Here is a 13,050-nt window from a genome sequence, read left to right as displayed (position 1 = left end):
CTGTGGCAGGGAAGGAACCCGCAGACTCTCCTGTCGGAAAGTCTGTCGGGCGGTAATACACGGGACTGATGCCCTGAGGATTCAGATAGCTGTCTCTTGAGAGACTATCTTATCGCGACCGGTGTTCTTTGCCTGATAGAGCAGCCGATCCGCTACGCTCAGCGCCTCGTCCATGGATATCCGCCCGACGCTGATCACGCCGTAACTGGCGCGAACAAAGAGCGGGGTTTCCGGTGACAAGGGTTGCTGGCGCAGCTGCTGACGCAGCCCTTCAAGACGCTTGATCAACACGGGGACGGTACAGTGAGGCACCATCATGGCAAACTCCTCTCCGCCAAACCGGGCGATCATGGCATCGGGGAAGAACTGGGTCAGTAGCCGGGTCAGATGGCAGAGCAGTTGATCGCCGATGGCATGGCCCCAGTGATCGTTGACCTGCTTGAAGTGATCCACATCGAGCACACAGAGTGCAAGAGGCGTCTGCTGGCGCTGATATTCTTCAAACCATTTTTGCCCTTCGTTGAACCAGTAGCGCCGATTGTAGAGACCGGTCAGGTAGTCACGATTGGCTGACTCCTGAATGCTGTTGAACTGCTCGAGCGCTTCCAGATTGTGGCTGACCCGACACTGCAGTTCTTCCGGCTCGAACGGCTGGTTGAGAAAGTCGTTGGCGCCCTGCTTGAGATAGCGAGCAGAGAGACCGCGCTTGTCCGAGACCGAGATCCCGATAATCGCGAGCTGCTGCTTGCTGTAACGCTCTCTCAGCATCCGCACCAGACTGATGCCATCGATATCCGGCATATAGTAGTCGACCAGTGCCAGCCGGATGTCCGGGTGTTGCTCCAGCATCGCCATCGCTTCACGGGCATGACTGGCCTCATGCACCTGCAACAACTGCTTGCGCAACTGGGCCATGGTGCGGTGACGGGAGGTGCGTGAGTCGTCGACTACCAGCACTTCGATCGACTGGTTGAGATAGAGGCGGTGCACCAGACTGACGGCATATTGCAGCGAGTGGCGCGAATCCTTCATCACATAGTCCAGCACGCCGGTTTCCAGCCAGGCGGCACGTTTATCCTCGCTGATGTCGGCAGTGAGGATCACCACCGGCAAACCTCGAGCCAGCAGCTCGTTGACCGCTTCGCCACGGGGCGCATCCGGCAAGGTCAGGTCCACCAGCGCGACCACATACTCCTCGCCCCGGCAGTGACGGGCACCTTCGAGGGTATCGAAGGCGTCAATCTCGAGGCCTGTCTGCTGGGCAATGGCCTGAGTCAGCATACGGCGGATGGTCAGGCTATCTTCGACAATCAATATCTTCTGTTTCATTAGACTCCTTTAAATAAAAAAGGCATACCGACTGGTATGCCTTATATCACATCTGCGCTTGTTTATTGCGCGTCGAGGTAGCGTTCGGCATCGAGGGCTGCCATGCAGCCGGTACCGGCAGAGGTGATCGCCTGACGGTAGTTGTGGTCGGCCACGTCGCCGGCAGCGAAGACACCTTCAATGCTGGTCTGGGTGGCAAAACCGTCGAGGCCGCCACGTACCTTCAGATAACCGTTTTGCATCTCCAGCTGGCCATCGAAGATCTGGGTATTGGGCTGATGGCCGATGGCGATGAAGACGCCCATCAGCGGCAGCTCGCTGGTGCTGTTGTCCTGAGTGTTGCGCAGGCGCACACCGGTGACCCCCATCTGATCGCCCAGCACTTCGTCCAGGGTCTGGTGGGTGTGCAGCACGATGTTGCCGCTCGCGACTTTGTCGTGCAGACGCTTGATCAGGATCTTCTCGGCACGGAACTCGTCGCGGCGGTGGATCAGGTGCACCTTTTTGGCGATGTTGGCCAGATACAAGGCCTCTTCAACAGCGGTGTTGCCGCCGCCGATCACCGCCACTTCCTGATTGCGGTAGAAGAAACCGTCACAGGTGGCACAGGCGGAGACGCCGCGCCCCTTGAAGGCCTCTTCGGAGGGCAGGCCCAGATACTTGGCGGAGGCGCCGGTCGCAATGATCAGGGCATCGCAGGTGTATTCGCCGTTGTCCCCTTTGAGGCGGAACGGGCGCTGAGTCAGTTCGACACTGTTGATGTGATCAAACAGGATGCGGGTGTCGAACTTCTCTGCATGCTCTTTCATGCGCTCCATCAGGGCAGGGCCGGTCAGCCCTTCCGGATCACCTGGCCAGTTCTCCACTTCGGTGGTGGTGGTCAGCTGACCCCCTTGCTGCATGCCGGTGATGAGCAGTGGATTGAGGTTGGCGCGGGCGGCGTAGACGGCCGCGGTGTAACCGGCCGGGCCTGACCCTAAGATCAGCAATTTGCTGTGAGTGACTTGGCTCATGATGTCATTTCCGGGATGTGATGAGTTTGCGCGATTGTAGGTAATTCGTGATCCGGGGTCAAAGGCTGGTGAGTCGATTGCACTAATCGTGTTCACAAGGGGTGACATGCAAAATAAAGGAATAAAAAAACCGCCCATCGCGGGCGGATTTTCACTCATCTCCAACTGGCGCAGGCCAGCGCAGATCAGTTCAGCAGGGTCAGGGGATCCGTGTAGGCAAGGCCATGTGCCACGGCCACTTCCTTGCAGGTGAGCTTGCCCTCCATCACGTTGAGCCCGTGCAACAGGTTGGGGTCGCTCAGCAGTGCCTGACGATACCCTTGCTGGGCCAGCTTGATGATAAAGGGGAGGGTGGCATTGTTGAGCGCCACGGTCGAGGTGCGGGCCACCGCCCCCGGCATGTTGGCGACACAGTAGTGCACCACTTCATCGACAATATAGGTCGGATCCTGGTGGGTGGTGGCGTGGGAGGTTTCCACACAGCCGCCCTGATCGATGGCCACATCGACGATGGCAGAACCCGGCTTCATGCGCGCAATGTGGTCACGGCGGACAAGTTTTGGCGCAGTGGCACCCGGTACCAGCACGCCACCGATGACCAGATCGGCCGCCAGCAGATGGCGTTCCAGCGTCTCGCTGTTGGAGTAGACCACCTTGGCCGCTCCCTGGAACTCGTTATCGAGACGGCGCAGGGTATCGACGTTGTTATCGAGGATGGTGACATCCGCGCGCAGGCCAATGGCCATGCGGGCCGCATTGGAGCCGACCACGCCGCCACCGATGATCACCACCTTGGCCGGTTCGACACCGGGTACGCCGCCGAGCAGCACACCGCTACCACCGCGCGATTTTTCCAGCGCTTGGGCACCCGCCTGAATAGACATGCGACCTGCGACTTCCGACATGGGGGCCAGCAGGGGCAGGCCGCCACGGCCGTCGGTGACGGTTTCATAGGCGATACAGATGGCGCCGCTTTTCAGCAGGGCTTCGGTCTGGGGCAAGTCTGGCGCCAGATGCAGATAGGTGAACAGGGTTTGACCCGGACGCAGCATGGCACATTCGACAGGCTGAGGTTCCTTGACCTTGACGATCATCTCGGCTTTGGCGAAAACCTCTGCTGCAGAGGCCAAAATTTCGGCGCCAACAGCGATATAATCTGCATCGCTGAAGCCAATGCCGTTTCCGGCACCGCTTTGGACGAAAACAGTATGGTTTCGTGCTGTCAGTTCACGTACACTGGCCGGAACCATGCCTACGCGGTATTCATGGTTTTTTATCTCTTTAGGTACACCGATAATCATGCTATCCCTCGTCTATAGATTGGTGTTTCATGTTGCCAAAATGTTAACCAACATTTGCGCCTAGTATATTCAGGTATTGACAGGATTTGTGACCATAATTATAAAATGACTGGTGATTCTTACCAAAAAATAGCCAAAGGATGGAATAAAATGATGGAAGCTAAGAGTCGGCTAAAGGATTTGGACAGGATTGACCGCAACATTCTTAATGAACTGCAAAAGGATGGCAGGATTTCGAATGTTGAGTTGTCCAAGCGAGTTGGCCTGAGTCCTACACCGTGTCTGGAACGGGTTCGTCGCCTCGAGCGACAAGGTTATATCGAAGGATATGCCGCTATTCTGAACCCTCATTATCTGGACGCATCTCTGCTGGTGTTTGTAGAGATAACCCTCAATCGCGGGGCGCCTGATGTGTTTGAACAGTTCAACAAGGCTGTTCAGGTACTCGAAGAGATCCAGGAGTGTCATCTGGTTTCCGGTGACTTCGACTATCTGCTCAAGACCCGAGTCAGCGACATGTCGGCTTACCGCCGTCTGTTGGGGGAAACCCTGCTGCGTCTGCCCGGTGTCAATGACACCCGCACCTATGTGGTGATGGAAGAGGTCAAGCAGAGCAGTCGTCTGGTGATCAGCACCCGATAAAGCAGGTTATGCCGTGGTGTCTTTTCCATATGAGACACCATGACAGTCAGAAACGAGCGGCCGGTCCGCTCGTTTCTTCTTGTAAAGATAATTGCAAATATGGCCCCGTCCCATCAGGCTCTGGCTGACAATCGATGGGCTTTTCGGGGATACTAGGCCCCCTTATTTCCTGCATTACATGTTTTCAGAAAGGAGCCGGAGTTTGGCCGATAAAAAGCTGTTTACTCCTTTATCAGGTATACAACGGATCTTCGAAGCCGTCTTGATCGCCATCACCCTGATGGCTGCTTATCTTCTGCTTGCCCTGTTGTCCTATCATCCCGCTGATCCCGGCTGGTCCCAGACCTCCTGGCAAGGGGAGGTGAAGAACCTCGCCGGTAGTGCCGGTGCCTGGCTCGCCGATATCACCATGTTTACCTTTGGTGCCTTCTCCTATCTGGTGCCGCCGCTGGTGGTGCTGCTGGGCTGGAGTCTGTTCTGGCGCCCGAGCCGTCTGCTCGATGTGGATTACCTCACCCTGGGGGTGCGGATCATCGGCTTTATCCTGACCGTGCTCGGCATGTCGGCAATTGCCAGCATGAACTTCAACGATATGCAAAACTTCTCCGCCGGTGGTCTGGTGGGGGATGTGATCGCTTCTGCAGTGGTGCCGCTGTTTGGCGGCGTCGGGGCCAACCTGATGCTGCTCTGCTTCGTGGCAACCGGCATCACCCTGTTTACCGGCTGGTCCTGGCTCACCATCGTCGAGCAGATCGGCGCGGCCTGTACCGGTTCGGTCAGCGCTGTTTACCACTTCCCGACCACCCTCGGCCGCTGGCTGACCGGTGGCTGGCGTCAACCTCGCAACGAGGGGCCGGATCCCTTGTTGGAAGGCGGGGTAGGGGCCATCGCGTTTGATGATGAGGAAGATGAGCCGCACACCAGCTGGACTCGCAAGCCCAAGGCCAAGAATCAGAAGGCTGCCGCCGAAGAGTGGCTGCCGGAACTCGACGACGATACCTTCGAGTTCGACCCACAGTTTGATGATGAAGAGGACGAGCCGACTCCGGCTGCCAAGCCGAAACGTGCGGTGGCGGCCGCCAATGGTCGCCGCCAGCCGGTACTGGCTGTGGCCGACGACGATGATGAGGACGATCTGGATCTGCCGTGGGCCGAAGGGGACGACGAGGTCGCCGCGCCGGTAGTCGTCGCACCAACCAAGCCCAAGCGTCGTCCGCAGTCAACAATGCCGCCGTTGCCGAGTATCGAACTGCTGGACAGACCGCCAGCCAAGACCCAGATGATGAGCAAGGATGAGCTGGATCGCATGGGGCGTCTGGTGGAGGCCAAGCTTGCCGACTACAACGTGCAGGCCAAGGTGGTCGGTGTCTATCCGGGCCCGGTCATTACTCGTTTCGAGCTGGATCTGGCGCCGGGCATGAAGGCGAGCAAGATCACCAACCTCTCGCGCGATCTGGCCCGCTCCTTGTCTGCAAGCAGCGTGCGGGTGGTTGAGGTGATCCCGGGCAAGACTTATGTGGGGATCGAGCTGCCCAACCGGGTGCGTCAGACCGTTTATCTGCGCGAAACCCTTGACTGCGATGCTTTCCGCGATAGCCGCAACCCGCTCACCATGGGCCTGGGTCAGGACATCGCCGGCGAGCCGGTGGTGGTGAACCTGGCCAAGATGCCGCACCTGCTGGTGGCCGGTACCACAGGTTCCGGTAAGTCGGTAGGGGTGAACACCATGATCATCTCGATGCTCTACAAGTCATCCCCCGATGATCTGCGCTTCATCATGATCGACCCCAAGATGCTGGAACTCTCGGTCTACGAAGGGATCCCGCATCTGCTGACCGAGGTGGTGACCGACATGAAGGATGCCGCCAACGCCCTGCGCTGGTGTGTGGGCGAGATGGAGCGCCGTTACAAGCTGATGTCGGCAGTCGGGGTGCGCAACCTCAAGGGCTACAACGACAAGGTACTGGCTGCCATCGAGGAGGGGGAACCCCTGCTGGATCCGTTGTGGCGCCCGGGTGACTCCATGGATCAGATGCCGCCAGAGTTGGAGAAACTGCCTCACATCGTGGTGGTGGTGGACGAATTTGCCGACATGATGATGATCGTCGGCAAGAAGGTGGAAGAGCTGATCGCCCGTATCGCCCAGAAGGCGCGGGCCGCCGGTATTCACCTCATTCTGGCGACCCAGCGTCCGTCGGTGGATGTCATTACCGGTCTTATCAAGGCCAACATCCCGACCCGGATCTCGTTCCAGGTGTCGAGCAAGATCGACTCGCGCACCATCATCGATCAGGGCGGCGCCGAATCCCTGCTCGGTATGGGTGACATGCTCTACATGCCGGCTGGCACCTCCAACCCGACCCGGGTACACGGTGCGTTCGTCGATGATCACGAAGTGCACAAGGTGGTGGCGGACTGGAAACTGCGCGGCGAGCCGAACTACATCGAGGAGATCCTCTCCGGTGAGTCGGGTGGCGAAGGTGGCAGCGGCGAATATGGCGGTGGTGGCGATGAAGAGCTCGACCCCCTGTTCGACGAAGCGGTCGCTTTTGTGGTGGAGTCCCGCCGTGGCTCGACCTCCAGCGTCCAGCGCAAGTTCAAGATTGGTTACAACCGGGCAGCCCGTCTCATCGAGCAGATGGAGAATCAGGGCATCGTTAGCTCACCGGGTGGCAATGGTCAGCGCGACGTGTTGGCACCGCCGCCGGTGCGGGACTAAGCCTCACCGTTTCATACTATCCCTGGCCATGCCCTCCGTGGGCGTGGCCTTTTATCGAGAGCGTCTTTATGAAGAGCGTGATGAAAAAACAACTGTTGATGGGTACCGTGCTGCTGATGGCCAGCAGCCAGGTGTGGGCCGATGCGGCCAGCGATCTCAAACAGAAGCTGGCGGGGGTGAGCCTCTTCTCCGCCAAATTTGCCCAGACCGTCTATGACAGCAAGGGCAAGGAGCTGCAAAAGGCCAGCGGCGACCTGCTGGTGCAGCGGCCAAACCGTTTCAACTGGCACACTACCTCGCCGGACGAGAGCCTGATCGTGGCAGATGGTCAGGATGTCTGGGTCTATGATCCCTTCGTCGAGCAGGTCACTGCCCTCAAGCTGAAAGATGCGGTGCTCAACACCCCCTTTATCTTGATCGCCGGTAATGACGACAAGTTCTGGAAGAACTATGACGTGACCCAGCAGGGCGATGTCTACACCGTCACCAGCCGCAACAAGGATGAGCTGATCGCCTCCTTCCGTGTCACCTTCGACAGACAAGACAACATCAGTCGTTTCGATGTGAAAGAGGCGCAAGGGCAGTGGAGTGAATTCACCCTGAGCAGCTTCAACCGCAAGCCGGTGCTCAAGGGCAACGAATTTGTTTTCAAGATCCCGAAGGGGGTAGAGCTGGACGACCAGCGCTAATGAGCAAGCGGTCGTTGGATTGCTCGCCACCGCGCCAGTCAAAGGCGAGTGGCGTGACGCTGGGTGGTCAATACAGATGAGTAACTTGTCGCTGGATTTCTCGTCGGACTTTCGTCCGCTGGCGGCCCGGATGCGGCCGCAAAACCTCGACCAGTATATCGGTCAGCAACATATCCTGGGGGCTGACAAGCCCCTGCGCAAAGCCATTCTGGCTGGTCACTGCCACTCGATGATCCTGTGGGGACCGCCCGGTACCGGCAAGACTACGCTGGCGGAGTTGATGGCTCACTACTGTCAGGCGGAAGTGGAGCGACTCTCTGCGGTCACCTCCGGCATCAAGGAGATCCGCGCCGCCATCGACAAGGCCAAAGAGAACAGCTGGCGCGGAGTGCGCACCATTCTGTTCGTGGATGAGGTGCACCGCTTCAACAAGAGCCAGCAGGATGTGTTCCTGCCTCACATCGAAGATGGCACCATCACCTTTATCGGTGCCACCACTGAAAACCCCTCGTTCGAACTCAACAACGCACTGCTCTCACGAGCCCGGGTCTATCTGCTCAAGCGACTGGAGGAGAGCGATATTCTCGCCATGCTCGATCAGGCGATGACCGATCCCCGTGGTCTCAATGATCCGGCACTCACCTTCGCCCCCGGCGTCAAAGAGGCGCTGGCCAAGGCGGTGGATGGGGACGGGCGTAAATCCCTCAACTATCTGGAGCTGTTGGCCGACATGGCCGAAACCGACAGTACAGGGGCGCGGGTGATCGACAGTGCCCTGCTCGCCGCCGTGGTGGGGGAGCATGTGGCCCGCTTCGACAAGGGGGGCGATCACTTCTACGACCTCATCTCGGCGGTGCACAAATCCATTCGCGGCTCGGCGCCGGATGCGGCGCTCTATTGGTACGCCCGTATGGTGAGCGCCGGTTGCGATCCCCTCTATATTGCCCGCCGCTTGCTGGCGATTGCCTCGGAAGATGTGGGCAATGCCGATCCCCGTGCCATGCAGGTCGCCCTGTCGGCCTGGGATTGTTTCCATCGGATTGGGCCGGCGGAAGGGGAGCGGGCTATCGCCCAGGCGATCGTCTATCTCGCCTGCGCCCCGAAAAGCAATGCGGTCTATACCGCCTGGAAGGCGGCGCTTCATGATGCCAAAAACCTCCCTGACTTCGAGGTGCCGGTACACCTGCGCAATGCGCCGACCAAGCTGATGAGCGATCTGGGCTATGGCGCCGAGTATCGCTATGCCCATGACGAGCCGGGCGCCTATGCCGCTGGCGAGCAGTATTTTCCGCCCGAGCTGGCGGGCAAGCAGTACTACCAGCCCACCGATCGCGGCCTTGAAAAGCAGATTGGCCAGAAGCTCGATTACCTCCATGAACTGGACAGGCAAAGTCCGCAGCAACGGGGCAAATAGCCCCTTTGTTACCTCGCATGGCTGAAAATTGGTCAGGCGTTTGAATATGCAGGACGGTTTGCGTGCCAAAGTCGGTAAAAACGACACAAATAGTCCCTGTTCGGGCGGGGGGGCGGTCTGCTACACTGCCCGTCTGACCCCGCTTGTCTTGGCCTTGCGCCATCTTCTTGATCTCGAAGGCCTGATTGTTGAGGCCCGATTCTGAAGACGATTGGGGTGCGCCAACCGATGTTAACTTCCGGATCTGTTTCCCAGCCCGTCATGACGACTCAGGCCCAGATCCCATTTTAAAAAAGTAGGTAAACCATGCTGGATCCCAAATATCTGCGCAGCGATATCGAAGAGGCTGCCGCTCGTCTGGCGACACGTGGCTACGTTCTGGACGTAGCGGCTGTCAACGCTCTGGAAGAGAAACGCAAGGATCTGCAGTCCCGTACCCAGGAGCTGCAGGCCGAGCGCAACGCCCGCTCCAAATCCATCGGTGAAGCTGCCCGTCGTGGTGAAGATGTTGCCCCGCTCAAGGCCGAAGTGACCAAGATCAACGACGAGCTGGAAACCAGCAAGGTCGAGCTGGATGCCCTGCTGGCCCAGCTGAAAGCCATTGCCGACGCCATCCCCAACCTGCCGAGCGAGACCACTCCGGTGGGCCGTGACGAGAACGACAACGTGGAAGTGCGCCGCTGGGGTACCCCGCGCGAGTTCAGCTTCCCGGTACGCGATCACATCGATCTGGGCGAAGCGGCCAAGGGCGTTGACTTCAAGAATGGCGTCAAACTCTCCGGTACCCGTTTCGTGGTGATGAAGGGTCAGATTGCCCGTCTGCACCGAGCCCTGGCTCAGTTCATGCTGGATCTGCACACCCAGCAGCACGGTTACACCGAGTGCTACGTGCCCTATCTGGTGAACCCGGACAGCCTCTATGGCACCGGTCAGTTGCCGAAATTTGCCCAGGACCTGTTCAATACCGGTATCGAAGGCGAAGGGGAAGAAGAGGGCAAGCTGCGCAAGTTCTCCCTGATCCCGACCTCTGAAGTGCCGCTCACCAACATGGCCCGTGACGAGATCTTTGACGCGCAAGAGCTGCCGATCAAGATGACCGCCCACAGCCCCTGCTTCCGCTCTGAAGCGGGTTCCTACGGTCGTGATACCCGTGGCCTCATCCGTATGCACCAGTTCGACAAAGTCGAAATGGTTCAGCTGGTTCACCCGGAGAAATCCTGGGATGCGCTGGAGGAGATGGTGGGTCACGCCGAGAAGGTGCTGCAACTGCTGGAGCTGCCGTATCGCGTGATGGCGCTCTCTACCGGTGACATGGGTTTCTGCGCTTCCAAGACCTATGATCTGGAAGTGTGGCTGCCGGCCCAGAACACTTACCGCGAGATCTCCTCTGTCTCCAACTGCACCGACTTCCAGGCGCGCCGCATGCAGGCTCGCGTGCGTATCGACGGCAAGCCGCAGCTGCTGCACACCCTGAACGGCTCCGGTCTGGCTGTGGGTCGTACCCTGGTTGCCGTGATGGAGAACTACCAGCAGGAAGATGGCCGCGTCGCCATCCCGGCTGCGCTGCAATCCTACATGGGTGGCCTGACCCACATCGGGTAAGCTCACACCGCAGACCACAACGCCATGGCATTGCCATGGCGTTGTGCATTCTGGCGCCGATCAACCGTTTTAGTGCTGAAAAAATGCGGCTATTCGGCGTCGCTTTGAACAGTTAACACATTTTTATCAAGCAATGCGCAATCGTTTTTGTTAGACTGCGCCGCAATTTCGCAGGACATCTTTTTCTATGGTCTGGATTGATTACGCCATCATCGGCATCGTCGGTTTCTCTGCTCTCATCAGCCTGGTGCGCGGCTTCGTCAAGGAGGCCATGTCTCTTGTCACTTGGTTCGTCGCCTTCTTTATTGCCAGCCATTTCTATCCCGATCTCGCCGTCTATTTCACCTCCTTCTCCGACGCGCTGGTTCGCAACGGTCTGGCCATCGCGGCGCTGTTTGTGGCGACCCTGATCCTCGGCAGCGTGGTCAACTATGTAGTGGGCCTGTTGGTGGACAAGACGGGTCTCTCCGGTACCGATCGGGTGCTGGGGGTCTGCTTCGGTGCAATTCGCGGGGTGCTGATCGTCAGTGCCCTGCTTTTTTTCATGGATACCTTCACCAGCCTCTCCCAGAGCGACTGGTGGGTGGCGTCCAAGCTGGTGCCGGAGTTCAAGCCGGTGATCCAGTGGTTTTTCGGGTTCATGTTGAACTCATCCAGTTTTCTTAAACAGGTATAGTGACTTCGAGGTAGCAAAGACATGTGTGGTATTGTCGGTATAGTTGGCACCACCCCCGTCAATCAGGCCCTCTACGACGCCTTGACGGTGTTGCAGCACAGGGGACAGGATGCCGCCGGGATCGTGACCATTGATAGTGGAAACTTCCGGCAACGCAAGGCCAATGGCTTGGTGAAGGACGTGTTTGAAGTGCGCCACATGCAGCGTCTGCAAGGGAACATCGGCATAGGTCATGTCAGATACCCCACCGCAGGCAGCTCAAGTGCCGCTGAAGCCCAACCTTTTTATGTGAACTCGCCCTACGGCATGGTGCTGGCCCATAACGGCAATCTCACCAACGCCAAGGAGCTCAAGGAGCAGCAGTTCAAGGTCGCCCGTCGCCACATCAACACCACCTCCGACTCGGAAGTGTTGCTGAACGTGCTGGCCCACGAGCTGGATCGTTGTGACAAGATGGCGCTGCGCCCCGAAGATATCTTCGCCGCGGTGCGCAGAACCCATCAGCAGATCCGCGGCGCTTATGCGGTGGTCTCGCTGGTGATTGGCCATGGTCTTATCGGCTTTCGCGATCCCAACGGCATTCGCCCACTGATCCTCGGTCGTCGTCAGGACGAGCAAGGTCAGGTGGAGTACATGCTTGCCTCCGAGAGCGTGGCACTCGACGCCATCGGTTTCGAGACGGTGCGGGATATTGCGCCGGGTGAAGCCATCTACATCACCGAGCAGGGCCAGCTCTTCTCCGAGCAGTGTGCGGAGAACCCGCAGATGAGCTCCTGCATCTTCGAATACGTCTACTTCGCGCGTCCCGATTCGTGCATCGACAAGGTCTCGGTCTACGCCGCCCGCCTCAACATGGGTCGCAAGCTGGGTCAGAAGATTGCCCGCGAGTGGGAAGATCTCGACGTCGATGTGGTTATCCCCATCCCCGAGACCTCCTGCGACGTGGCGCTGGAGATCGCTCACACCCTCGACCTGCCATACCGTCAGGGCTTCGTGAAGAACCGCTACATCGGCCGTACCTTCATCATGCCGGGCCAGACCCAGCGCAAGAAGTCGGTGCGTCGCAAGCTCAACGCCATCAGCTCCGAATTCAAGGGCAAGAAGGTGTTGCTGGTGGACGATTCCATTGTGCGTGGTACCACGTCCGAGCAGATCATCCAGATGGCCCGTGAAGCGGGGGCAGCCAAGGTCTACTTCGCCTCGGCGGCTCCAGAAATTCGCTTCCCTAACGTCTATGGCATCGATATGCCCACCGCCAACGAGCTGATCGCCCATGGCCGCGAAGTGGAAGAGGTGTGCAAGCTGATTGGCGCTGACGGCCTGATTTTCCAGGATCTGGAAGATCTGGAAGCCGCCGTGCGGGAGATCAACCCGGATCTGCGTCACTTCGAGACCTCGGTCTTCAATGGCCATTACGTCACCTCCGACGTGGACCAGTCCTATCTGGATCACCTCAACGCCCTGCGCAACGATGACACCAAAGCGGTGCGTGAATGGCAGGAAGGCACCAGCAATCTGGAAATTTTTAACGAAGGCAGTTAAACGTTTGCGGTTTTGCCGGATGGGATAGCGAGATGGGGGCCAGTGGCCCCCATTGTCGTTTCTACCTCGCACGGGCAGAAGGGGAGGGGATATCTGTTTGAAAAACATCCATTTATCTTGCCG

General features: G+C 58.5%; 10 protein-coding genes. 7 read left to right on the top strand and 3 right to left on the bottom strand.

From position 1 onward, the window contains the following. Window positions 1-81: 81 nt before the first annotated feature. The 3 genes from OKB77_RS21905 to ald form a co-directional block, all read right to left on the bottom strand. The gene (locus OKB77_RS21905) at window positions 82-1,329 is read right to left on the bottom strand and encodes a diguanylate cyclase (RefSeq protein WP_064338140.1); all 1,248 of its coding nucleotides are present in this window, start codon (window positions 1,327-1,329) and stop codon (window positions 82-84) included. Between the two features lie 62 nt (window positions 1,330-1,391). Beyond that, window positions 1,392-2,342 carry a thioredoxin-disulfide reductase gene (gene trxB / locus OKB77_RS21900; protein ID WP_019445530.1) on the bottom strand — a complete coding sequence of 317 codons (951 nt, stop codon included), beginning with the start codon at window positions 2,340-2,342 and terminating at the stop codon, window positions 1,392-1,394. Between the two features lie 185 nt (window positions 2,343-2,527). Then, window positions 2,528-3,643 carry an alanine dehydrogenase gene (gene ald, locus OKB77_RS21895; RefSeq protein ID WP_005337098.1) on the bottom strand — a complete coding sequence of 372 codons (1,116 nt, stop codon included), beginning with the start codon at window positions 3,641-3,643 and terminating at the stop codon, window positions 2,528-2,530. A 150-nt stretch (window positions 3,644-3,793) separates the two neighbouring features. On the opposite strand from ald, the gene lrp reads away from it, so the two are divergent. The 7 genes from lrp (at window position 3,794) to purF (ending at window position 12,927) form a co-directional block, all read left to right on the top strand. Beyond that, window positions 3,794-4,285 carry a leucine-responsive transcriptional regulator Lrp gene (lrp, locus tag OKB77_RS21890; RefSeq protein WP_005300047.1) on the top strand — a complete coding sequence of 164 codons (492 nt, stop codon included), beginning with the start codon at window positions 3,794-3,796 and terminating at the stop codon, window positions 4,283-4,285. 202 nt (window positions 4,286-4,487) lie between these two features. Then, entirely contained in the window at window positions 4,488-7,004 is a 2,517-nt protein-coding gene (locus OKB77_RS21885; protein ID WP_064338139.1) for a DNA translocase FtsK, read from the top strand. 80 nt (window positions 7,005-7,084) lie between these two features. Continuing rightward, complete coding sequence (gene lolA, locus OKB77_RS21880) at window positions 7,085-7,693, top strand: outer membrane lipoprotein chaperone LolA (RefSeq protein ID WP_041202312.1); 609 nt, start codon at window positions 7,085-7,087, stop codon at window positions 7,691-7,693. A 76-nt stretch (window positions 7,694-7,769) separates the two neighbouring features. Beyond that, window positions 7,770-9,107 carry a replication-associated recombination protein A gene (locus tag OKB77_RS21875; protein WP_021230553.1) on the top strand — a complete coding sequence of 446 codons (1,338 nt, stop codon included), beginning with the start codon at window positions 7,770-7,772 and terminating at the stop codon, window positions 9,105-9,107. 306 nt (window positions 9,108-9,413) lie between these two features. Continuing rightward, a complete protein-coding gene (gene serS, locus OKB77_RS21870; protein WP_265776240.1) occupies window positions 9,414-10,709 on the top strand; it encodes a serine--tRNA ligase in 1,296 nt (431 codons plus the stop codon). 187 nt (window positions 10,710-10,896) lie between these two features. After that, window positions 10,897-11,385 carry a CvpA family protein gene (locus tag OKB77_RS21865; protein WP_005337086.1) on the top strand — a complete coding sequence of 163 codons (489 nt, stop codon included), beginning with the start codon at window positions 10,897-10,899 and terminating at the stop codon, window positions 11,383-11,385. Between the two features lie 21 nt (window positions 11,386-11,406). Beyond that, window positions 11,407-12,927, top strand: coding sequence for an amidophosphoribosyltransferase (purF, locus tag OKB77_RS21860; RefSeq protein ID WP_005351229.1), 1,521 nt, complete (start codon window positions 11,407-11,409; stop codon window positions 12,925-12,927). Window positions 12,928-13,050: the final 123 nt, after the last annotated feature.

Source organism: Aeromonas sp. Y318-3, from assembly GCF_027706185.1.
GTDB lineage: Bacteria > Pseudomonadota > Gammaproteobacteria > Enterobacterales > Aeromonadaceae > Aeromonas > Aeromonas veronii.
The sequence above is the reverse complement of the archived record's forward strand: the minus strand, read 5'-3'. Positions and strand labels throughout refer to the sequence as shown.